Origin of the sequence: Rhodobacter sp. JA431, assembly GCF_900217725.1 — a bacterium.
Classification (GTDB): Bacteria; Pseudomonadota; Alphaproteobacteria; order Rhodobacterales; family Rhodobacteraceae; genus Rhodobacter; species Rhodobacter aestuarii.
The window spans coordinates 171,090-192,562 of sequence record NZ_OBMP01000001.1 but is presented as its reverse complement, the minus strand read 5'-3'; the positions used below and the strand labels follow the sequence as shown (position 1 = coordinate 192,562).

The following is a 21,473-nucleotide window of genomic DNA, read 5'->3' as shown; positions in this document are numbered from 1 at the left end:
CCGCCCGACCTTCCTCCTCCCTTCCCGCCGCTCCCCCGCGGTGGTGTGACCGCTCATGACCGGGGAACCGAATGACCGACGCAACTACTGATATTTCAACCGGCCCATTGACGACGGCCGATGGCCGCCCGCTCAAGGCCGCGCTTGCTGCTTCGCTGGCTGTGCGACGCCGCCGCGCCTTCATGCTCGTTGCGCCGCTCTTTCTGTTCATCACGATCAGCTTCATCGTGCCGATTGGCCAGATGCTGTTCAAATCCGTCTATAACGATGGCTTTTCGAAAAACGCACCGGCCTTGGTGCAGTGGTTCAAAGAGCATCCGAAAGGTGCCGAGATCGACGAAAGCGCCTATGCCGCGCTGCATTCGGACCTGATCTTGATGCGCGAGCAGAAAACCGCTGGCGAGGCAGGCACGCGGATCAACTATGACATTTCGGGCACGCGTTCTCTGTTCACAGGTGGCGCGCGCAAAGCCGCAAAGATGGAGCCGCCCTATAAAGAGGCCTTCATTGATGCCGACAAGGATTGGGGCGACCCGAATGTCTGGCGTGCGATGCGCTCGGCCTCGAACCCGTTCACGATTGACTTCTACCTTGCGGCGAACGACCTGACCCGCGATGAAAGCGGTGCGATCACCGCCGTGGACGAAGGTCAGGCGATCTATAAAAAGCTGATGTTCCGCACCTTGGTGCTGTCGATCGAGATCACCGCGCTGTGCTTGCTCTTGGGCTTTCCGATCGCGCATTTGCTGGCGACGCTGCCGATGCGCAAAGCCATGCTTTTGATGATCTTGGTGCTGCTGCCCTTCTGGACCTCGCTTCTGGTGCGGACCACCTCGTGGATGGTGCTGTTGCAAAGCCAAGGGGTGCTCAATGATATCTTCGTTTGGCTTGGTATCGTCGATGACGAGGGCCGGATTCAGATGATCTACAACGAGATGGGCACGATCATCGCGATGACGCATATCTTGCTGCCCTTCACGATCTTGCCGCTTTACTCGGTGATGAAGACGATCCCGCCGAGCTATGTGCGTGCGGCGCGCTCGCTTGGGGCGACCTCGTGGACCGCGTTCCGCCGGGTTTACCTGCCGCAAACGCTGCCCGGCATCGGGGCAGGGGGACTTTTGGTCTTCATCCTCGCGATGGGCTACTACATCACCCCGGCCTTGGTCGGTGGCGCAGACGGTCAGATGATCTCCAACATGATCGCTTTCCACATGCAAAAATCGCTCAACTGGTCGCTCGCGGCCGCCCTTGCCGCGCAATTGCTGGCTGTCGTGCTGATCTTCTTCTGGATCTACGACAAGCTCGTCGGCATCGACAAGATGAAGCTCGGCTGAGAGGACGACACCTATGGCACTTCCCGTCTATGCAAGCCCGCTCGAAAAGCTCTGGCACTACACCTACATCGTGCTTTGCGCAGGGATCTTCATTTTCCTGATCGCGCCGATCATCGTGATCATCCCGCTGAGCTTCAACGCCGAGCCCTATTTCACCTTCACCGACAAGATGATCGCCTTCGATCCCGAGGGCTATTCGATCCGCTGGTACGACAAGCTGATCACGTTTGGCATGGTCAACCCGGATGCGCCGCGTGACATGTCGTTCTGGATCGACTTCTGGCAACATGCCGCGTGGATGCAGGCCGCCAAGAACTCGGTGATCATCGGTGTTTTCGCGACGATCTTGGCTGCCGGTCTGGGCACCATCGCCGCGCTTGGCCTGACCCGCCCGGAAATGCCCTTCCGCAAGCAGATCACCGCCGTGCTGATTTCGCCGATGATCGTGCCGATCATCATCTCGGCGACGGGGATGTTCTTCTTCTACTCGGGCAAATGGGTGCCGACGGTCGGGTCCGATGGGTTCGAATGGGGCCGCCTTGCGGGCACTTATGCGGGCATCATCCTTGCCCACGCCGCGCTGGGGATTCCCTTCGTGATCATCACCGTGACGGCGACGCTGTCGGGCTTTGACCAATCGCTGGTACGGGCAGCGGCCTCGCTTGGGGCCAACCCGCGCACAGCGTTTTTCAAAGTGCAAATGCCGCTGATCATGCCCGGCGTGATCTCGGGTGGGCTTTTCGCCTTTGTGACCTCGTTTGACGAGGTGGTGGCCGTGCTCTTCATCGCGGACCACACCCAGCAAACGATCCCGCGGCAAATGTGGAACGGGATCCGCGAACAAATCAGCCCGGCGATCTTGGCGGTGGCCACGCTGCTGGTGATCTTGTCCGTATCGCTGCTCACTGTGGTGGAACTTCTGCGCCGCCGCTCGGAACGCCTGCGCGGCATGTCGCCCAGCTAAGCGAACCACTGATCTAGATGAGAAACCGAGAAGGGGGGCTGTTTGCCTCCCTTTTTGCATCATTCAGCCCCAAGGATATTTGCGCAAAATGTAAGGGCTCGGCAGGGGAAGAGGGCAGTCCTTAATTTACGCTTCGCTGAAGGACTTTAGCGGTATCCAGCAGAGCGCCGACCGCCTCAATATGATTGCTGCCAAAAGTGTGCTTTACGACATAGACTTCATCCGCTGCGCTTGGCTCATGGATGCCCAATTCATGAACATTAGCGCTTAAATCATCGCCGTAATGCGCCAATGTGGTCTTCTTTGGCCCTTTCAGGCGGGTAAAGCGCGGAGCAGCTTTGCCTCTCTGTCCTTCGTCATGGCCTTCTGGTCGGGTAACAAAAACCATAAACGACGAGATATCTATGACCACCACCTCCCCCGGCGCTACGCCGGTCCTTTCCGTGCGCGATCTGACTGTTGCGCTGCCCGGAAATCTTGATCGCCCCTTTGCGGTCGAAAACGTAAGTTTCGACCTGCAGCCAAGCGAAATCCTTTGCATCATTGGCGAATCCGGGTCCGGGAAATCTGTCACCGCTAATACGGTGATGGGCTTGCTGCCAGATGTGATGCGTGTCACCGACGGGCAAATCGCGTTTCGTGGGCGCCAGCTTTTAGGGCTGCCGGAATCGGAGTTGCGCAAACTGCGCGGACGCGCCGTCTCGATTATCTTCCAAGACCCGCTTTCGGCGCTCAATCCGCTAATGACGGTGGGCGATCAGATCCGCGAGGTACTGGACGCCCATGCGATCGGCACTGTCGAAAGGCGTGCGGCAAAGGTGCTTGAGATGCTTACGGAGGTGGGCTTGCCCGAACCGACGCTGATCCAGCATCAGTACCCGTTCCGGCTTTCCGGTGGGCAGCGCCAGCGGGTGATGATCGCCATGGCATTGGCGCTTGACCCCGACATCTTGATTGCGGATGAGCCGACCACTGCGCTTGACGTGACAACGCAGGCGCAAATCCTTGATCTGATCCGGCGCATTCAGCAGCGCAAGGGCATGAGCGTGATGTTCATCACCCACGATTTTGGCGTTGTGGCCGAAATCGCGGATCGGGTGATCGTGATGGAAAAGGGGCGCATGGTCGAACAGGGCACCGCGCAGCAGGTGCTGAACGCCCCCGAACATCCATATACGCAAAAACTGATCGCGGCCGTGCCCTCTTTGCGCGAAGAAGATCGTGCCCGCGAGACCGCGAAATATGTGGTGATGCAGGTCAAGGATCTGCAAAAGACCTACCGGACGCGCAGCGGCTTTCTGGGCCGGATGCGCGAGGTGCATGCCGTCAACGGCATCAGCTTTGATCTGCACAAGGGCGAAACGCTCGGAATCGTTGGGGAATCCGGCTCGGGGAAATCCTCAATGGGCAAAGTGCTGATGAAGTTGATTGAGGCTGATGGGGGAGAGATCCGTTTTCAGGGTGAGGATGTCGCGAAGATGACGGAAGAAGAATTCCGCCCGTTGCGCGCCCGCATCCAGATGATCTTCCAAGATCCTTTCGCCTCGCTCAACCCGCGTTTCACCATCGGTCAGGCGCTGACGGTCGGGCCGGTCGCGCATAGTTTGCTCACCCATGCCGATGCACGCGCCAAGGCGGAAGACCTGCTGGAGCAGGTTGGGCTCGATGCCTCTGCCTATGATCGCTATCCGCATGAATTTAGTGGCGGACAACGACAGCGTGTGGGTATTGCCCGGGCACTGATGTTCGACCCTGAGGTGATCGTGGCCGATGAAGCGGTTTCGGCGCTTGATGTGTCGATACAGGCGCAAGTGTTGGAACTTTTGGACCGAATTCGCAAAGAGCGGAAGCTGGCGATGATCTTCATTACGCATGATCTGCGCGTGGCGAGCCAAATCAGCGACGAGATTTTGGTGATGCATCGTGGCAAGATGGTCGAATACGGTCCGCCGTCGCGCATCTTTCATGCGCCAGAGCACGATTATACCCGCTCGCTTGTTGCCGCGATTCCCGGTGCCAAGGCTGCCTAAGGTGGCGCGGCTCCGATTTTCCAAGGACGGCTCCGGCCGTCCTTTTTCTTTTGTCACAAAGCGACGCATGCCGACCCATTTGCGCCGAGAAATGCGAAACTTTTGTGCAGTAATTGTAAAACACAACCACTTTGGTTGTGAAATGCAACTTACTTATTGTGGCGCTGCCGTTAGCGCCAAAAGATGAGGTGACCAATGAATACGGATGACAACTCTGCAATGACGAGCCTGCCTGAAAACGCAGTGGAAGATGACCTCAAGGTCACCATCGGGGGGCTGCAAATCGACGTTCTGGAAGGGGCGTTCAGCTGGTATATTCGGAGCCTAGATAGCGTCGTTTCGCGTGATCTGGATGCTCGGATGGCGCATCTGGAAATTGCCCGCGGCAAGGGCAAGATCACCGCGATCTTGCTGGTGGATGATTATCCCGGCATCCGACCATCGCAAATTGCTGAGGTGTTGATGCGCGACCGACCCGCCACGGGACGGATCATTGAAGGCATGGTCGCTGCTGGGCTGATCCGGCGCGAGGAAGACCCGGCCGATCAGCGTGCGCAATCGCTCTTCATCACCGAAAAAGGGCAGGCGTTGGCGCAGGAAGTGCGCGCGATCATCCGCGCGCAAGAAGAGGAATTCTTCGACTTCATCGCCCCCGAAGATCGCGCCCAATTCATGCGCATGCTCAAGCGCGCTTACCTGAACATGAGGACGAAATGCAGTTGACCGATGCGCGTGTCGCGCTGATTTCCGGGGCAAGCCGTGGCATTGGTGCCGCGATCGCAAAGCACCTGTTTGAAGCGGGTTGGGGCGTGTCGCTCGGAATGCGCGCGCCCGTGCTTCCGGATTGGGCGCAGGCGGCGCCAGAGCGAGTCCACCTTTTCAGCTATGATGCGCGCAGTCCGGAGGCCGCCACCAATTGGGCAGAGGCCGCGCAAAGCTGTTTTGGTCGGATTGATGCGGTGATCGCCAATGCCGGGGTGATGGTGCCCAAAAACGTGATCGAGATTTCCGACCCAGAGATGGCAGACATGTTGGCGATCAACGTGCAAGCGCCGCAGCGGCTCGCCAAGGCTTGCTGGGACGGGCTTAAATCATATGGACGCGGTCGGGTGATTGTTCTGGCTTCGCTTTCGGGCAAACGGGTGAAAGGCGCGCGTTCGGGCGCTTATGCCATGACCAAATTCGCGGCGGTCGGGCTTGCCCATGCGCTGCGCCACACAGGGTTTGAAGATGGCATTCGCGCCACCGCCGTCTGCCCCGGCTTTGTGGCCACCGATATGGGGCTGGGGCTGAGCGACCGCGCCGCTGCGGCGATGACCCAGCCCGAAGATCTCGCGCGCATCATCGAAATGCTGATCGACCTGCCCAATGAGGCAAGCGTCGCTGAGTTTTGCGTGAATTGTCAACTTGAGGAGTCCTTCTGAGATGCCCGGCCCATATGTCAACCCGTTCCACGGCGATGCCGACCTGCCGAAAAAAGTCGACGTGGTGGTGATTGGCGGGGGGATCATCGGTTGCTCTACCGCGCTTGAACTTGTCGAACGCGGGTTCAAGGTGGCGCTATGTGAAAAAGGCGGCATCGGCCACGAACAATCGAGCCGCAACTGGGGTTGGGTGCGGATCACCCGGCGCGACCCGCGCGAGATTCCGCTGATGGCCGAGGCTCTGCGCATCTGGCCGTGGATGAATGAGCGTACTGGGCGCGACGTGGGCTATGAGCGGGCGGGGATCGCTTTCGCTTGCGCCACCGATAAGGAATTTGCCGAGCATGAACGCTGGCTCGACAACCTCAAAGACTACCAGATTGATAGCCGGATGCTTTCGGCCAAAGAAGTTGCGCAAACATTTCCGGGATCGAAATTTCCGGTCAAGGGTGCGCTTTATACTGCCGCAGATGGTCGTGCTGAGCCGCAATGGGCCGCGCCGGCGATTGCAGAAGCCGCCCGTGATCGAGGCGCGCATGTGCTGACCGAATGCGCCGTGCGCGGGATCGAAACGCAGGCAGGCGCGGTCTGTGGCGTGGTGACGGAACGCGGCGAAATCGCTTGTGAACAGGTGGTTTTGGCGGGCGGCGCTTGGTCGAGCCTGTTTGCCCGCAACACCGGGTTGCGGCTGCCGCAGTTGAAGGTGAAGAACTCGGTGATCCGCACCAAGCCGCTGGACGGCGGGCCCGAGGCTGCGATCTGGAGCAACGGATTTTCGGTCCGCAAACGCCAGGACGGCGGCTATACGATTGCCGATGGGTTCCGCAACATCGTCGATATCGTACCCGATAGTTTCCGCTACATGCGCGATTTCCTGCCCGCCTTTGGGGCGGAATGGCGGTCCTTGATGCTGCGGGTCGGCGGACGGTTCTTTGACGAGGCGCGTATCCCGAACCGCTGGTCACTCGATCAGGCCAGTCCGTTTGAATATTGCCGCGTGCTCGACCCAGAACCCTCTTTCTCGTTGCAAGACAAGGCACTGTCCAATCTGCGCAAAGCCTTCCCGGTGTTTGAGAAAGCGGAAATCGCGCAGCGCTGGGCGGGGGCGATTGACGTCACCCCTGATGCGATCCCGGTGATCTCGGGCGTGGACAGCATCCCCGGTTTCTACATGGCCACGGGTTTTTCGGGCCACGGCTTTGGCATTGGCCCCGCCGCAGGGCGGCTCGCGGCTGAATTGGTGGCGGGCAAGCCCACGGTGGTGGACCCCAAACCCTTCTCGTTCAACCGTTTCACCGACGGAACGAAGATCGAGATCATCAGCGGGTTCTAAAAAATGACCAAGCCCGCCTAGCGGGTTTGGCCAAATGGGCGGGTCCGAAGCGCAGGCGGGCTTGCCGCCCCTCCCCATCCTGCGCATCCGACAGGGAGTATCGGACATGACCAACGAAAAACACGCGAAACCCGGGCCGACGCGCCGTCAGGCGTTGATGCTCTTGGGCGCCGCAGGTGCTGTGGGGGTGATGAGCCCCGCGATCTTGGGGCGCGACCAAGCCTTCGCCGCCAATGCTGCGCCGAGCGGGCAATTGGTGTTGGCCTTCTCGCAAGAACCCACCGTGTTCAACCCGCTGATGCCGCATATCGAAGTGGATGAAGGCGTCTATTACGCAATCTTCGATACGCTCTTTGATTTCGACCCGGCTGGCAATTTCTTCCCGATCCTTGCGGCCGAAGTCCCCACTGTCGCCAATGGCGGGATTTCGGAAGACGGTCTGACCTGGCGCATCAAGCTCAAAGAAGGAGTCAAATGGCATGACGGCACGCCCTTCACGGCGGCTGACGTGAAATTCTCGCTCGAACTGACGATGGACCCGGATTTCCGCTCGTTCCGTTCGACCGGTTACAAATTCATGCGCAACATCACCGTGGTCTCGGATACTGAGCTGACCTGGGAAATGAGCGAAGCTTTCGCGCCGATGGCGGGCATTCTGGCTTCCACCTACATCATCCCGAAACACGCGTTCGACGGTGTTGAAGACAAAAACACCGCCCCCTTCATGAACGCGCCCATCGGCACCGGCGCTTATAAGTGGAAAGAGCGCATGGCCGGCGACCATATCGAACTGGTCGCCAACCCGGATTATCACATGGATGGTCCCTATCTTGAGACGCTGATCATCAAATACGTTCCCGACCTGAACGTGATGTATACGCAGTTCAAATCGGGCGATATCGACGTGGTCGGTCTGCAATATATCTCGCCCGACCATTTGGCCGAGGCCGAGGGGCTGGACGGCAAGGTGATCAAAGTCGCGGGCACCGGCACGTTTGAATCGTTCGGCCTCAATATGATGCGCGATCAATTCAAAGATCCGGCGGTGCGTAAGGCGCTTTATGCGGCGCTCGACAAAGGCTCGATCATCGACGCGCTCTATTATGGCGTGCCGACGCCCACCGAAACCTACATGCCGCAGGAATCCTTCTACTATAACCCGGACCTGCCCAAGCATGAGTTTTCGATCGAGAAGGCCAAAGCGCTTCTGGACGAAGCAGGCTGGGTCCCCGGGGCCGATGGTATCCGCGAAAAAGACGGGGTGCGGCTCGCTTTCACCAACTCGACTACGGCGGGCAACCACCTGCGTGAGCAAACCCAGCAATTCATTCAGCAGACCTTCCTTGAGATCGGTGTCTCGATGGAGATCAAAAACTTCCCGCCCGCGGTCATGTGGGGCGATTACTGGATGAAATCGCAGTTTGACTCGGTGATCGTCGGGCTTAACTGCCTCGCGGGCGCGGACCCCGACAGCTCGGATTACTTCATGTCGACGATGAGCCCGGCGCTAGGCGGGGCTGGCCAAAATACCTTCGTGTATCAAAGCGAAAAGGTCGATGAATTGCTCGCAAAGGGGGCGAAGATGTTCGTGCCCGAAGAGCGCCGCAAAATCTATCAAGAGCAACAAGCGGTGATGCGCGAAGACCTGCCGTTCCTGCCGATGTTCCAATATGCGGTGGTCAAAGGTTGGAAAGACGATGTCGAAGGGCCAGCGCCCAACGTCAACAACCGGATCGACACGTGGAACGTGCGCGACTGGAAACGCGTCTGATCATAGGCCCTCGGCCCTAAATGATCTTCTCGGCGGCAACTGATGTTGCCGTCGACCTGCCCGGTTTGCCGATCGGCACCGGTTCCGGCCGTTTTCGAATTGCCCTGACCCTCCGCAAGAAAGGCGCGCACCCCTCATGCTGCGTTATCTCCTCTCCCGGCTCGGCCAGAGTCTTATCCTGCTGCTGCTGGTCTCCTGCATCGGCTTTATGGTTCTTAACCTCGCACCCGGTGGACCCTTGTCGCAATTCGCGCTCAGCCCCGGCATGACGCAAGAGCAGATCGACAAGATCGCCGCGCAGATGGGGCTCGATCGCCCCTTGGTGATGCAATATCTCGATTGGCTGTGGCATATGGTGCGCGGCGATTGGGGCACATCTTATCGCGATGGCCAATCGGTTCTGGCGGTGATCGGTAGCCATCTGTTTGCCACGCTTTTGCTGATGGGCACGGCCACCACGATCTCGATCAGCCTTGGCGCGGCGATCGGCATTTTCAGCGCCATGCGGCGTGGCTCGATCTTTGATCACACCTTCACCGTTCTGGCGATGATCGCGCTTTCGATCCCGACCTTTTGGTTCGGTCTTATCGCAATCTACATCTTCTCGCTCAATCTGGGCTGGTTGCCTGCGGGCAATATGTACACCGTGGGCGATGGGTCGGTGCTGGACTACTTGCGCCACCTGATCCTGCCCGCAAGCGTTTTGGCGCTTGTCGATGTGGCGATCTGGAGCCGCTACATGCGCACCTCCACGCTCACTGTCATCAGCCAAGATTTCGTCCGCACCGCCCGCGCGAAAGGGCTCACCCGGCGCCGCGTGCTTTTGCGCCACGTCGTGGGCAATTCGCTGGTGCCGATGGTCACCTTGGCAGGGCTGCAATTGCCGATGGTGCTGGGGGGCGCGCTTGTCACCGAGACGGTGTTCACGTGGCCCGGCATGGGGCGTCTCTTCCTCGATAGCCTTGGCTATTCGGATTACCCGGTGGTGATGGGGCTATTGATGACTTCGGCCCTGTTGGTTTTGGTCGGCAACCTCGCCGCCGATATGATTGTTGCGCTGATTGATCCGCGCATTCGCCTCAATTGACGAAAGGATCTGTCATGACCGCAACGCTTTCCACATCTGCGCCTCGTCGGGTTCTTTTGGGCTCGCGCGCTTTGCGCCGGTTCGTGCGCCACAAACTGGCGATGATCGGTCTGGTGATGGTGCTCAGTTTGACGCTGGCCTGCTTCTTTGGGCCCTATCTGCTCGCCTATGATGAACTCTTTATCGACCTACGCGCCCGCTTTGCGCCACCCGGCACCGGAGCGCATATCTTTGGCACCGATCCGCTGGGCCGGGATATTGCCGCGCGCTTGTTCCATGCAGGCCAAATCTCGATGGCGGTGGGCTTTGCGGTGATGGCGATTGCCACCACCATCGGCTCGGTCGTCGGGGTGGTCTCTGGCTATTACGGTGGCAAGGTCGCCGCGGTGCTGATGCGCATTGTCGATGCCTTCCTATCCTTCCCGTCGGTGTTCCTGCTCTTGGCGCTGGCGGCCTTTATCCAGCCCGGCCCTGTGATGATCGCGCTGATCATCTCGGCCACCAGTTGGATGGAAGTCGCCCGGATCGTTGAGGCCGAGGTCAAATCCCTGCGCGACCGTGATTTTGTGCAAGCCGCACGGATGCTCGGCCTATCCAAAAGCTGGATCATGTTCCGCGAGCTTTTGCCCAATGCCATTGGTCCGATCATCGTGGCTGCCACGCTGACGGTGGCGCGTGCGATCTTGCTTGAAGCCTATATCAGCTTTCTGGGCTATGGCATCCAACCGCCGTTGCCGAGCTGGGGCAACATGCTCAACGGTGCGCAGCAATACCTTGCGAGCGCCCCGTGGTTGGCCATTGTGCCCGGTGTGGCTATCACCGTGGCGGTGACCGGGTTTAACTTCATCGGTGACGGGCTGCGCGACGCCTTCGACAGCCGCACCGCCGGAGAATAAGCAAATGGCCCGGTTTTCCCCGTTCCAAGACACCCTGTGGTTTGCAACCGCCCCTGCGGCTCCGCAAACTGAGACCTTGCAAGGTAAGATCCGGGCCGATGTTTGTGTGGTGGGCGCGGGCTATGCCGGGCTGACCACGGCGCTTGAACTGGCGCAGACGGGTGTCTCTGTTGCGGTTCTCGAACGCGAAGAGATCGGTTTTGGGGGCTCGGGGCGCAATGCGGGCCATTGCACCCCCACCTTCACCCATTACAGCCTACCCGATCTGCGCCGGCTTCTGGGCGCACCTTGGGCGGAGCGTTTGATCCGGCGTCAGACCCGCGCCAATGACACGGTGGGCGGTTTGATCGCGCGCTACGGGATCGACTGCGAATGGGAACAAAACGGTTATGTGCAGGGCGCGCTTTTTCCCTCGCATATGAAAACGCTCGAAAAGCGGGGCGAGGAATATAACGCCGTTGGTGCCAAAACCCGGCTCCTTGATCGCGACGAGGTGGCAAAGATCACCGGGTCCGCGCGGTTTTATGGCGGCTGGTATCACGCCGAGGCTGGCGGGCTGAACCCGCTCGCCTATGCGCGTGGGCTGGGCCGGGCGGTGATGGCTGAAGGCGGGCGGATTTTCACAGGCGCGGAGGTCACCGACTGCACGCCCGCGGCTGGCAAATGGCGGGTGAAAACGGCGCAAGGCGCGGTCTTGGCCGATAAGGTGATCTATACCACCGGGGCCTATACCGTCGCGGGCTGGCCCCGGCTTGAAGAAACTTTTCGGATCATGCGGGTCTTTGTGGCCGCCACCCAGCCGCTTTCCGAAGACAGCCGCGCCGCGATCTTGCCCGCGCGCACCACGCTGCATGACGGACGCGGCGATATTCTGGTCTATAAATTCAGTGCGCAAAACCGCCTTGTCGCCTCGATGTTTCCAATGGGACGGCGTGGGCGCGATGCGGCCCATACCGTGAGGGTGCTCAATGAGCGGCTGAAATGGTTGCATCCCGGCCTGCGCGAAGAGTTGCACTGGGAGTATTTCTGGTTTGGCGAACTCGACATGCAGCGGTTGACCATTCCGCGGCTCTATCAACTTGCGCCGGGCGTGGTGGCGATGACCGGGCTTTCCGGGCGCGGCGTGCCTACCGCCTCGATGCTGGGGGCGGTCTTGGCCGATTGGGCGCGCGGGACAGCGCCCGCCGATCTTGATCTGAGGCTTGAGCCGCTCTCGTTCCAACCCCGCTACATGAGTTTTGCCCCGCAACTGGCGCTGCGCGGCTATCGGCTGCGCGATGATCTGCGCGCACTGACGCAAGGCGCGCCGCTTCCGCCGCATTTTTGAGCCCAATACTTAAGATTCAAACCCCGGGCGCAGAGCCGCCCGAAAGAGGATAAGACGATGCCAGGACCGAGACCTGAACCTGTTGAAAGCGATTCACAATTGCCCGCGCGCGCCGATGTTGTGATCATTGGCGGCGGGATTGCAGGGGTAAGCACGGCGCTTGAGTTGGCCGACCGCGGGCTGAAGGTGGCGATTTGCGAAAAGGGCAAGATCGGGGCCGAGCAATCCAGCCGGAACTGGGGCTGGGTCCGGCTCAGCCATCGCGACCCGCGCGAAATGCCGCTGATGGTGGAATCGGTGCGGATCTGGAAAGGGCTTGAACAGCGGATCAGTGCGCGCACCGGCTATGACCAATGCGGCGTCGTCTTCACCTCGGCCGATAACACCGCGCTCGAAGAAGAGCGCGAATGGGTCGATGATTTGCAAGAATATCAGATCCCGGCGAAAATGCTGGGCCGGGACGAGGCCTTGGGCCGTTTTCCGGGGCTCGATATCAACATTCGTGGCGCGATGATGAACCCGCATGACGGGCGGGCCGAACCTCAATTGGCGGCCCCGGCGATTGCCCGTGCGGTGCAGGCTTTGGGCGGCACGGTGCATCAAGATTGCGCGGTGCGGGTGCTCGAAACTGCGGCTGGCCGGGTTTCGGGCGTGGTGACGGAAAAGGGCCGGATTGCCTGCGATGCGGTGCTGGTGGCGGGCGGTGTCTGGTCGCGCTTGTTCTTGGACAATATGGGTATTTACCTGCCGCAATTGCGCACCAAAAACACCGTGATGCGCACCTCGCCCGTGCCCGATGGCCCTCAAGAGACACTGAAATTCAAAGAATTTGCGATGCGTCGGCGCGCGGACGGCGGCTATACCATCGCTTCGGCCGCCGCGAGCAGCTATCAGCTCACCCCAGACAGCTTCCGGCTGATGCGCGCCTTCTTGCCCACATTGCGCAATGAATGGCGCAGCCTGAGCTTGAGCATTGGCCCGTCTTTCCTCGAAGGGCTGCGCACGCCCCGGCGGTGGGGGCCAGATGATATAACCCCCTTTGAGACAAACCGTATTCTGGACCCAGAACCGGATACAGCCATGATCGACAAGGTCTTTGCTTTCGTGCAATCGGCCTATCCGGCATTTCGCGACGCCGAGATTGTGCAGCGCTGGGCGGGTTATATCGATGTGCTGCCCGACGTGATCCCGGTGATATCGGGGACTGAGGGGGTCAAGGGAGGCATGCCGGGGCTCTTCGTGTCTACGGGCTATTCGGGACATGGCTTCGGTCTTGGGCCTGGGGCAGGGCGGCTTGGTGCCGATTTGATCCTTGGATCGACCCCGATTGTGGACCCCAAACCGTTCCGGCTGCACCGCTTCACCGACGGCTCGAAAATCGCGCCGATGGCGGGCATTTTGCGGCGATAACTTCGCGCAAGATATTGGGGCGCTTTGGGCGCCCCAAATGTCATGGTCGGGAGGTGCCTGACGCGAGAGAGTTGCCTCGCGCAAAGAAGGTCTCGGGGCCAGCGTGCAACGCGAGTCAGATTGAATTCGCGTTGCGGGCGACCTATACGTGCATATGACTTCCATCAATAATCCCATCGCCCCCCTTTCGTGCCAACGGCCCGCCCACATGCGCGCCGCGCCTTTCCTGCCCATGAGCCGCACTGAGATGGCTGCACTGGGCTGGGAGGAATGTGACATCGTGCTGGTCACGGGGGACGCCTATGTCGATCACCCAAGCTTTGGCATGGCGATCATTGGACGCTTGCTCGAATCCCAAGGCTTCCGGGTGGGCATCATTTCGCAGCCCGATTGGCAATCGGTTGAGCCGTTCAAGGCGCTGGGCAAGCCGCGGCTCTTTTGGGGGGTCACGGGCGGCAACCTCGATTCCATGGTGAACCGTTACACCTCCGACAAGCGGCTGCGCCATGACGATGCCTATACGGCAGGGGGCGAAGGCGGCAAACGGCCGGACCGCTCCACCATCGTTTACACTCAGCGATGCCGAGAGGCATTTAAAGATGTGCCCGTCGTGCTGGGGGGTATCGAGGCCTCGTTGCGGCGCATCGCGCATTATGACTATTGGTCGGACAAGGTGCGCCGTTCGATCTTGGCGGATGCCAAGGCGGATTTGCTCCTTTACGGCAATGCCGAGCGCGCGGTGATTGAAGTTGCGAACCGGCTGGCGGCCGGGGAAAGCGCGCGCGATTTGGATGACATTCGGGGCGTTGCGCTGTTTCGCGCCGTGCCCGAAGGCACGACGGAACTGCCTGCCGATGATCTGGACTCTGCAGATGAGGCCGCGACCCGCGTGCCCGGCAATACGGTGATCCGGCTGCCGTCCTTTGAAGTGGTGGAAGAAGATCGCGAGGCCTATGCTCGCGCCTCTCGCGTTTTGCACCGCGAGGCCAATCCCGGCAATGCGCGCCCCTTAGTGCAACGCCACGGCGACCGGGATTTGTGGCTCAATCCGCCACCCATTCCGCTGAGTACAGAGGAAATGGATGCGGTTTATGAACTGCCCTATGCCCGCGCGCCGCACCCGAGCTATGGGGAAGCGAAAATCCCCGCTTGGGAGATGATCAAAACCTCGGTCACGGTGATGCGTGGCTGCTTTGGTGGCTGCACCTTCTGTTCGATCACAGAACACGAGGGGCGCAAAATCCAAAGCCGCTCGGAAGGCTCGATCCTGCGGGAGATCGAGAATATCCGCGACAAGACACCGGGCTTCGCGGGCGTGATTTCGGACATTGGCGGCCCTACCGCCAATATGTATCGCATGGCCTGCAAAGACCCCAAGATCGAGGCCGCGTGCCGGTTGCCCTCTTGCGTGTTTCCCGACATCTGCCCCAACCTCGACACCTCGCATGATGATCTGATCCGGCTGTATCGCAAGGTGCGCGAGGTGAAGGGCGTGAAGCGGGTGATGGTTGCTTCGGGCGTGCGCTACGATCTGGCTGTGCGCAGCCCCGAATATATCAAGGAACTCGTCACGCATCATGTCGGCGGCTATCTGAAGATTGCCCCCGAACATACCGAGCGCGGGCCGCTTGATGTGATGATGAAGCCTGGCATCGGCACCTATGATCGGTTTAAGGAAATGTTCGATGCGGCGGCGAAGGCGGCGGGCAAGAAATACTATCTGATCCCGTATTTCATTGCCGCACACCCCGGGACGACCGACAAAGACATGCTCAACTTGGCGCTTTGGCTGAAGAAAAATCGCTACCGCGCGGATCAGGTGCAGACCTTCCTGCCGTCTCCGATGGCGACCGCAACGGCGATGTATCACACCGGGGTCAATACGCTTAAAGGTGTGCGGCGTGGGGCGTCTGAAAGGGTGGGCACGGTGCGCGGCGGGCGGCAGCGCCGCTTGCACAAGGCGTTCTTGCGCTATCACGACCCGGAAAACTGGCCGCTTCTGCGCGAGGCGCTCAAATCCATGGGCCGCGCTGATTTGATCGGGCCCGGGGCGCATCAGTTGATCCCGGCGCATCAACCCGCCGGGACCGGCAAGGGGATGCCGAAGCGGAGTTCTTCGCGACCGGGGCCGGGGGGGCGGAAATTCACCACCAAAGGCGTGCCGTTTCCCAAACCCAAAAAGTGAGCGGCAAACCGATTAGGCTGGCGCATCCACAGGTGCCGCCGCGCGTTGCAGCACGGCCGCAAAGAAGCCATCTGTGCCGTGCCGTGCGGGCGTAAGCGAGAGGTAATCTGGATGCGCAGAGCCTGTTAGCTCTGGCGCAGCCTCGCAAAGCGGCACCACCGAGAACATCGGATGGGTGACAAGAAAGGCCGCCACTTGCCCTTCATTTTCCTCTGGTAGGAGGGCGCATGTCACATAAACGAGCCGCCCGCCCGGCTTCACAAGCCGCGCGGCACTTGCCAAAATGCGCCCCTGCAGCGCAACAAGGCCCTCAAGCCCCTGTTCTTCCGAGGCGCGCCAACGGGCATCTGGATTGCGTCGCCAAGTGCCGGTGCCAGAACAGGGCGCATCGACCAGAACCCGGTCAAAACTCGCCTTGTGGCGCTTCACCCAACGGTCGGTTTCGCTGGTGAGCAGCCGCGTTTCGGCATTTTGCAGCCCCGCGCGGCGCGCCCGCTCGGCGCAGCGTTTCAACCGCCCCTCGCTGACGTCACAGGCAATAAGCCGCCCTTTGTTGTTCATTTGCGCGGCAATCGCCAAAGTCTTGCCGCCTGCGCCCGCGCAAAAATCAACGACGCGATCTCCGGGTTGGGCATCAACGAGGCGCGCCACGAGCTGCGAGCCTTCGTCTTGAATTTCAAGCGTGCCGGTTTTCAGCCCCGGCAGGCGCGCAAGCGAGAGCCGCTCTTCGAGCCGAATGCCATCGGGGGTGCGCGTGAGCGCCTCCGCCTGCAGGCCAATGCCTTGCAATTCCCGTAGCATCGCCGCGCGCTCTGCCTTGAGCGCATTGACGCGCAGATCAAGCGGCGGCGGGATCAGAAGCGCCGCCATTTCGGTTGCAAAATCCGCGCCAAAGCGGCGGCGCAACGGTTCTGCCGCCCAAGCCGGGCATTCAAGGCGCACCTCTTCGGGCATGGCGGGATGCTCAATTGTGGCGCCCTGCAATTTAATCATCAGCGTATATTCTTGCTCGCTCAGAGGAGAGAGCGCGAATTTGCCCCCCGTGAACAGGCGCTTCATCTGGTCCGGCGTTTTGCCCTCACCCAGCGTGAGCCAAGCGATCAGCCGATGGCGCGGTGTATCGCGGCGCCCATGCCGCTCAAGCCACCAGCCAAGCCGCGCATGATGGCGCAGCAACGCTTGCAGCAGATCCAAGATCACACCGCGATCTTGATCCGTGATCTGGCGCCGGGTCCGGAGCCAAGCGGAAATCACTGCATCCGCAGGGCGCGCGGCGCGATCAACGTCAGAAATAAGATCAAGGGCAGCTTGCAGGCGGGCAGCAGGGGTCACGGTAAGACAGCCAAGTTGGAAGCGTGAAAAGACATGGGTGCGCGCGCCTTTGGTCAGTGTTCGCCGCGGCGGCCAGCGTGAAGGGCCTTACGGCCCCGTCGGCGTATCTACCCGCAACAACGACGTTTGGAAACCGGGCATTCTTGACGCCGTCCGCAAGGGGGGGGATGGCGCGCCCGGTCGTGAGTGATCCACTTGCGCAAGGTATGCAACGGGCGCTGACGCGGGTCTTCTTGGACGCAGTCGCTCACGCTTCAGTCCCCGAAATCGAAGGTCTTCAAACCTAGACCTTCACCTGCACCCTATCCCCCAAACGCAAGATGGCTCCGGGCTCCGTGTTCTGCCCGCTGATCTTTTTCGCCAAGTCTGGATCGCTTACTTCTTGCCCGGTCTTATCAACGAAGACTGTTTCTAGCCCCAGCTTGGCGAGCGTTGCGATAGCTTGTGCCCCGGTTCGGGGGGCCAAATTCCCCTCCGCATCGTGCATCAGGTCCGGCATTTGGCGCAGTTCATCCGCGCCTTCGGGGGCGGGCACGGGCACAATCTTGAAGCTGAGTGTCGCCGAAATAGACGCTTGATAGCCAAAGCGATTGGCATAGGCCGCATCGACGGGCGTAGCGTAGACCTGCGTTTCGCGCTTGGTTGGTAGAGCTGCTCGCTTTGAAGTGGCTTTGGCCGTGCCGACAGTGCTGGTGACAGGGGTTCCCGCAGCCCCCGTGCCCATCGTCAGAGAAACTTTCACCTCCCCGGTCGCTTCAGGAATTGTATAAAAGGTGGGGCGGTATCCGATCTCTTGCAAAAGCTGCAGTTTCGCGTCGTCGCTTTCAGCATAAATCTCGAGGACGGTGGCGAGCGAGCCTTCATCCAGCGCCTGCTGTGCCTCGGCGACGCCGCGCCCGACCGAGGCGATCACATCGCCCAAGGGAGCAGCCACAACATCGGTTACCAGTGATTTTAGATCAGACATTGTTGCGCACCTTTCACTCCACTGCCGCAAAGACAACGAGCACTTCGCTGCCCAAAACCACCTGCTCCCCCGCTGCAGGGGTTTGCATCACCATCTGCCCCGGGGTGCCTCCGCTGCCCGCATGGGTCGAGGCGCGCAACCGAAGCCCAAGCGCTTGTAGCACCCGCAAGGCCGCACCGCGCGTGAGGCCCGAGAGATCCGGCACGCGCGGTTGCGCGGCGTCGGGCGTGGTCTCATCCGTGTTCAGCTCCACACTCAGCCCACCGGGATCAATCTGGTGCTCGCCTCCCAATTCGATCTTGCCATCGGCCAAAAGCGAGCCGCGCAGATCAAGCTTGATCTTGCCAATACGAAACCGGCTGCCCTGCAGGGACTTGTCGGCCTCCACCATGCTGGAGTTGAACTGCTTGAACACATCGTCGACTTTTGCGGGCGTGCCGACTTTGCGCGGGAGCACCTGAGGGGTTGCCGCGCGGCTGGCCTCTGCCGCAGCGCGTGCCGCGTCGCGTTCTTGCGTGAGTGTCGTGATTTGTGCCTCAAGCACTTTTGTGCTGCGTTGGAGGTCATTCCGCGCGCTTTCGCTGATGCTCAACTTCCCCCGCAGATCAGTGAGTTGGGCGCGTGTCGCCGAGGCCTCCACTGCGGCATTTCCAGAGAGAAGATCTGCGATACCGCCTTCTCTGCGGAGCGGCACCGCTGCCAGAGGTGCCGCCGCCTCGGTTCCGCGCATAAGCACGATGGGAAAAGCTGCCTTTTCGAGGTATTCGAGTTGACCAAAGTCGATCTCAAGCGTTTGCGAGCGGGCGTCGTAGCTGAGTTGCCCGCCCTGGGCCAATACCCGGTTTTGCGCATCGCAAAGCCGCAAAAGCGGTGGTTGCTGCGGGTTTCCGAGTGTCTCGGGCTTTATGGCCAGAGAGAACTGGCCCCTAGCATTCGTTTTACTGCGGCGGATCGGTTTCCAAAGCTGATCGCTCAATTCGGCCATTTCGAGCGTCAGCGAAACATCCGCGCGCGGCTTGCCGGCCCCATCGGCCAATAACACCGAAACCTTGATTGCCCGCATCGTCTAGCCCTCCTTGCCAAGGACGAGGCTAGCGGTCTCTGGGCCGAGTGCTGCCGTGATGACGACGAGGGCTTTATCCGGTAGACGGTTGGACAGGGTAACCACAGTATCGGCCGTGCCGTCATTTCCGGTGTCCAACACCGCTGTTTCAAACTGCACATGGTCTGAAAAACGGATTCCGCGCACCCCCGCAGCCTCCGAAAGCGCTGCCGACGCAGCTTGGTCGATGTTAAGTTCGACCCGTGCGCCGATCAAAAGCTCGCCCGCTGTGTTCCCCGCCACAACGACGAGCCGCGGTTTTTGCTTCTTCTCCGGCACGCGTCGTAGTGCCAGCACAGGCAATGGCATCCCATCACCGGCGGGAACAGCCACAAAACGGCCTGAGATCTTCGCATTCCCTTCGGAATGCGTGGTGCCATCGGTTTTGCCGATCCGTTTTATCTTTTGACGCCCCGAGGCCTCGTCATGGGTGAGGGTGAAGTTGATCTCGAAATCCAGATGCGGGATGCGGTATTGCTGCGTGGGGCGCCCCCAGCCATCAAGCGGGGGCGTTGCGTTCAGTTGTTCTTGCGCGGCACGTAGGCTTTCAGCCATCCCCACGATCAGCCCTTCTATCGTGTCTGAAACGAAGTCGCTCATGTGCGGTTACTCCCCCCGGTCTCTTCCGCCTTCTTTTGCGCCTTGGCTTGGCGCGCTCGGTCGCGGCGGGCTTCGTCGCGCTGTTCCGCTGACTTTGCCGCACGGCGGCGCTCCAGGGCGGCTGCGCGGTTGCGAGCCATACGTGTGAACAGATCGCCCGAGCCCCCGGTTTCGCTGGAAAGCCGGCGCTTGCGCATTTCGGCGTATGGGCCTTGCGCATCCATAGGGGCGGTCAGCGCATCTTTGCGTTTGCCCCAACCGCGCTCCAGCCCGCCCGCAAGCTCTTTCGGTGCTTCCAGCGCTTTGGCTGCCCGATCCATGCGCCCGCCAGTCTTATCGAGTTTATCCAGCTTATCCCCGCCGAGGTCGCGACGGATCTGCGCGCGCTCTTCTGCGCTTATCCCCTCAGCGGCGAGTTTCGTATCTAGGTCGCGTAATTGCCGATCATAATCGTCGATTTTGTCGCGTGTTCCTCGGCGCAAGTCAGAGCCAAGACTGGCCAGATCATTCGCCCCAGAGCGCAGCCTTGACCCAATATCGCCGAGGTTGGTGCGTGCTTTTCCAATTATGTCACCAAGCCCAGAGGCCCCCAAGCCCGAGCCCGCGCGTTCTGCTAGGCCATCCTTGATACGTCGACCAAAATCCGTCTGCCCCAAGGCGCGCAGCCCAGCGATTTCCGAGGACGGAAAGGCAGAGCGATCCTTGGCGCTTGAGGGGCGTATCGGTTCTGGATCCGTGCCGTATGCGCGGTGGCCAAACTGCGCAGTACGGTCGCGGTGTTCGGCAAGCCGTTCGCGTAAAGATGCTTGCCGTGCCTCATGAGCTTGCACCCACGCGTTATGCTCGTTGCGTCGCTCCGCAAAGCTGGCCACATCAAAGCGACGCCCGATGGTATCGGTCGGGGTCTGCGGCATTCCGGTGAGCCCTTGCAGTCGCGTTTCAAGTGATTTGCGCTGCTCCAAAAGCGCGCCCAAACGGCTATCGGGCGCAAGAGCGGCCGCCTGCGTCAAGTCCGTGCCTGAGCCCAATTGCAGTTTTGGCAGCGTCGCGGCCCCTTGGCCCGGCGTTTTTGGGGCCGCCGACGAGGCTGCCTGCAGATCACGCCAGTTTCTGCGCGGCATTACGTGCCCCCTGAGCCCGATGCCGTCTTATCCGACGTCGCAATCATCGCGCGGATCCGTTCCTCCAAAACTGCAGGGGGGGGCACGGGCACCAGTTTGGTGCGCAAAAGCGACGACCCTTCCGCGCTATATTGGTATTTCGACGAATAGCTTGAGGAGACAGAGCTTGCCCGCATCGTCGCGCCGCCGCCGAACCCGAACCAACCGCCTGCCGCACTCGCCTTCACGGTCTTTTTTGAGCGCGAATAGTTTGTTTCGCGCGAGATTGAGATCGACAGTTTCAATTCAATCAAGGTGTCGACGAACTGGTAAAAGGTGGGCGTAAACCCAAGTTCCAGCAACGAATATTCGTGCCCGTCTCCCAGTTTTACCAGCAGGTCGCGGTCAGGCTTGCTGTCATCTTCCTCAAATAGTGAGGGTTCTTCATCGGTTTCATCCGGGGGGGCATAGCCTGCCATCATCCGCGCGATCTTGAGCGAGACCAGATCAAGTTGATACTGCGCTTCCGCAATCCCAATCCCCAGTAGGCGTACCATTTCCGGGAAGGGGGTATTCATCATTTCGGTGCTAACCGACATGGTGCGTCT

General features: G+C 60.4%; 19 protein-coding genes. 12 read left to right on the top strand and 7 right to left on the bottom strand.

All coding sequences use genetic code 11. The features are described 5' to 3' along the window. The first annotated feature begins 71 nt into the window (after nt 1-71). A complete protein-coding gene (locus CRO18_RS00645) occupies nt 72-1,337 on the top strand; it encodes an ABC transporter permease (protein WP_076484180.1) in 1,266 nt (421 codons plus the stop codon). Between the two features lie 13 nt (nt 1,338-1,350). Further along, nucleotides 1,351-2,301: an ABC transporter permease gene (locus tag CRO18_RS00640; RefSeq protein ID WP_076484179.1), complete on the top strand. Its 951-nt coding sequence runs from the start codon at nt 1,351-1,353 to the stop codon at nt 2,299-2,301. Nucleotides 2,302-2,422: 121 nt separating this feature from the next. Here CRO18_RS00640 and CRO18_RS18555 read toward each other — a convergent pair whose 3' ends face one another. Further along, nucleotides 2,423-2,713, bottom strand: a complete 291-nt coding sequence (locus CRO18_RS18555; RefSeq protein WP_143128580.1) for a hypothetical protein — start codon at nt 2,711-2,713, stop codon at nt 2,423-2,425. On the opposite strand from CRO18_RS18555, the gene CRO18_RS00635 reads away from it, so the two are divergent. The 10 genes from CRO18_RS00635 to CRO18_RS00590 all read left to right on the top strand — a co-directional run bounded on the left by CRO18_RS00635 (nt 2,706) and on the right by CRO18_RS00590 (nt 15,764). Then, entirely contained in the window at nt 2,706-4,331 is a 1,626-nt protein-coding gene (locus CRO18_RS00635; protein ID WP_097080706.1) for an ABC transporter ATP-binding protein, read from the top strand. The genes CRO18_RS18555 and CRO18_RS00635 overlap by 8 nt on opposite strands. 195 nt (nt 4,332-4,526) lie before the next feature. Continuing rightward, on the top strand, nt 4,527-5,054 hold the full coding sequence (locus CRO18_RS00630; protein WP_212710041.1) for a MarR family winged helix-turn-helix transcriptional regulator: 528 nt from the start codon (nt 4,527-4,529) through the stop codon (nt 5,052-5,054). Next, complete coding sequence (locus CRO18_RS00625) at nt 5,045-5,755, top strand: SDR family NAD(P)-dependent oxidoreductase (protein ID WP_097080705.1); 711 nt, start codon at nt 5,045-5,047, stop codon at nt 5,753-5,755. Before CRO18_RS00630 ends, CRO18_RS00625 begins: the two co-directional genes overlap by 10 nt. Before the next feature lies 1 nt (nt 5,756). Beyond that, nucleotides 5,757-7,088, top strand: coding sequence for an FAD-binding oxidoreductase (locus CRO18_RS00620; protein WP_097080704.1), 1,332 nt, complete (start codon nt 5,757-5,759; stop codon nt 7,086-7,088). A gap of 106 nt (nt 7,089-7,194) precedes the next feature. Beyond that, the gene (locus CRO18_RS00615) at nt 7,195-8,859 is read left to right on the top strand and encodes a peptide ABC transporter substrate-binding protein (RefSeq protein ID WP_097080703.1); all 1,665 of its coding nucleotides are present in this window, start codon (nt 7,195-7,197) and stop codon (nt 8,857-8,859) included. 136 nt (nt 8,860-8,995) lie between these two features. Continuing rightward, the gene (locus tag CRO18_RS00610; RefSeq protein ID WP_097080702.1) at nt 8,996-9,946 is read left to right on the top strand and encodes an ABC transporter permease; all 951 of its coding nucleotides are present in this window, start codon (nt 8,996-8,998) and stop codon (nt 9,944-9,946) included. A 14-nt stretch (nt 9,947-9,960) separates the two neighbouring features. After that, the gene (locus tag CRO18_RS00605) at nt 9,961-10,842 is read left to right on the top strand and encodes an ABC transporter permease (protein WP_076484174.1); all 882 of its coding nucleotides are present in this window, start codon (nt 9,961-9,963) and stop codon (nt 10,840-10,842) included. Nucleotides 10,843-10,846: 4 nt separating this feature from the next. Then, complete coding sequence (locus tag CRO18_RS00600; protein WP_097080701.1) at nt 10,847-12,169, top strand: FAD-binding oxidoreductase; 1,323 nt, start codon at nt 10,847-10,849, stop codon at nt 12,167-12,169. A gap of 57 nt (nt 12,170-12,226) precedes the next feature. Further along, nucleotides 12,227-13,579 (top strand): FAD-binding oxidoreductase, encoded by a 1,353-nt coding sequence (locus tag CRO18_RS00595; protein ID WP_097080700.1) that lies wholly within the window; start codon nt 12,227-12,229, stop codon nt 13,577-13,579. Nucleotides 13,580-13,811: 232 nt separating this feature from the next. Continuing rightward, the gene (locus CRO18_RS00590) at nt 13,812-15,764 is read left to right on the top strand and encodes a YgiQ family radical SAM protein (protein ID WP_249275959.1); all 1,953 of its coding nucleotides are present in this window, start codon (nt 13,812-13,814) and stop codon (nt 15,762-15,764) included. 12 nt (nt 15,765-15,776) lie between these two features. Here CRO18_RS00590 and CRO18_RS00585 read toward each other — a convergent pair whose 3' ends face one another. The 6 genes from CRO18_RS00585 to CRO18_RS00560 form a co-directional block, all read right to left on the bottom strand. After that, entirely contained in the window at nt 15,777-17,096 is a 1,320-nt protein-coding gene (locus CRO18_RS00585; RefSeq protein ID WP_097080698.1) for an RsmB/NOP family class I SAM-dependent RNA methyltransferase, read from the bottom strand. A 283-nt stretch (nt 17,097-17,379) separates the two neighbouring features. After that, nucleotides 17,380-18,063 carry a hypothetical protein gene (locus CRO18_RS00580; RefSeq protein ID WP_097080697.1) on the bottom strand — a complete coding sequence of 228 codons (684 nt, stop codon included), beginning with the start codon at nt 18,061-18,063 and terminating at the stop codon, nt 17,380-17,382. 13 nt (nt 18,064-18,076) lie between these two features. Beyond that, entirely contained in the window at nt 18,077-19,126 is a 1,050-nt protein-coding gene (locus CRO18_RS00575; RefSeq protein ID WP_097080696.1) for a PASTA domain-containing protein, read from the bottom strand. Between the two features lie 3 nt (nt 19,127-19,129). Further along, nucleotides 19,130-19,765: a hypothetical protein gene (locus CRO18_RS00570; protein WP_076484168.1), complete on the bottom strand. Its 636-nt coding sequence runs from the start codon at nt 19,763-19,765 to the stop codon at nt 19,130-19,132. Further along, nucleotides 19,762-20,886, bottom strand: a complete 1,125-nt coding sequence (locus CRO18_RS00565; protein ID WP_097080695.1) for a hypothetical protein — start codon at nt 20,884-20,886, stop codon at nt 19,762-19,764. The genes CRO18_RS00570 and CRO18_RS00565 overlap by 4 nt, the downstream gene beginning before the upstream one ends. Beyond that, complete coding sequence (locus CRO18_RS00560) at nt 20,886-21,464, bottom strand: hypothetical protein (protein ID WP_170952512.1); 579 nt, start codon at nt 21,462-21,464, stop codon at nt 20,886-20,888. Before CRO18_RS00560 ends, CRO18_RS00565 begins: the two co-directional genes overlap by 1 nt. Nucleotides 21,465-21,473 lie beyond the last annotated feature (9 nt).

Coding starts and splice junctions, on each gene's coding strand:
- CRO18_RS00610 (WP_097080702.1), top strand. CDS start 8,996: ATGCTGCGTTATCTCCTCTCCCGGCTCGGCCAGAGTCTTATCCTGCTG.
- CRO18_RS00565 (WP_097080695.1), bottom strand. CDS start 20,886: ATGCCGCGCAGAAACTGGCGTGATCTGCAGGCAGCCTCGTCGGCGGCC.
- CRO18_RS00620 (WP_097080704.1), top strand. CDS start 5,757: ATGCCCGGCCCATATGTCAACCCGTTCCACGGCGATGCCGACCTGCCG.
- CRO18_RS00645 (WP_076484180.1), top strand. CDS start 72: ATGACCGACGCAACTACTGATATTTCAACCGGCCCATTGACGACGGCC.
- CRO18_RS00595 (WP_097080700.1), top strand. CDS start 12,227: ATGCCAGGACCGAGACCTGAACCTGTTGAAAGCGATTCACAATTGCCC.
- CRO18_RS00615 (WP_097080703.1), top strand. CDS start 7,195: ATGACCAACGAAAAACACGCGAAACCCGGGCCGACGCGCCGTCAGGCG.
- CRO18_RS00600 (WP_097080701.1), top strand. CDS start 10,847: ATGGCCCGGTTTTCCCCGTTCCAAGACACCCTGTGGTTTGCAACCGCC.
- CRO18_RS00580 (WP_097080697.1), bottom strand. CDS start 18,063: ATGTCTGATCTAAAATCACTGGTAACCGATGTTGTGGCTGCTCCCTTG.
- CRO18_RS00590 (WP_249275959.1), top strand. CDS start 13,812: ATGAGCCGCACTGAGATGGCTGCACTGGGCTGGGAGGAATGTGACATC.
- CRO18_RS00635 (WP_097080706.1), top strand. CDS start 2,706: ATGACCACCACCTCCCCCGGCGCTACGCCGGTCCTTTCCGTGCGCGAT.
- CRO18_RS00630 (WP_212710041.1), top strand. CDS start 4,527: ATGAATACGGATGACAACTCTGCAATGACGAGCCTGCCTGAAAACGCA.
- CRO18_RS00575 (WP_097080696.1), bottom strand. CDS start 19,126: ATGCGGGCAATCAAGGTTTCGGTGTTATTGGCCGATGGGGCCGGCAAG.
- CRO18_RS00570 (WP_076484168.1), bottom strand. CDS start 19,765: ATGAGCGACTTCGTTTCAGACACGATAGAAGGGCTGATCGTGGGGATG.
- CRO18_RS00640 (WP_076484179.1), top strand. CDS start 1,351: ATGGCACTTCCCGTCTATGCAAGCCCGCTCGAAAAGCTCTGGCACTAC.
- CRO18_RS00560 (WP_170952512.1), bottom strand. CDS start 21,464: ATGTCGGTTAGCACCGAAATGATGAATACCCCCTTCCCGGAAATGGTA.
- CRO18_RS00625 (WP_097080705.1), top strand. CDS start 5,045: ATGCAGTTGACCGATGCGCGTGTCGCGCTGATTTCCGGGGCAAGCCGT.
- CRO18_RS00605 (WP_076484174.1), top strand. CDS start 9,961: ATGACCGCAACGCTTTCCACATCTGCGCCTCGTCGGGTTCTTTTGGGC.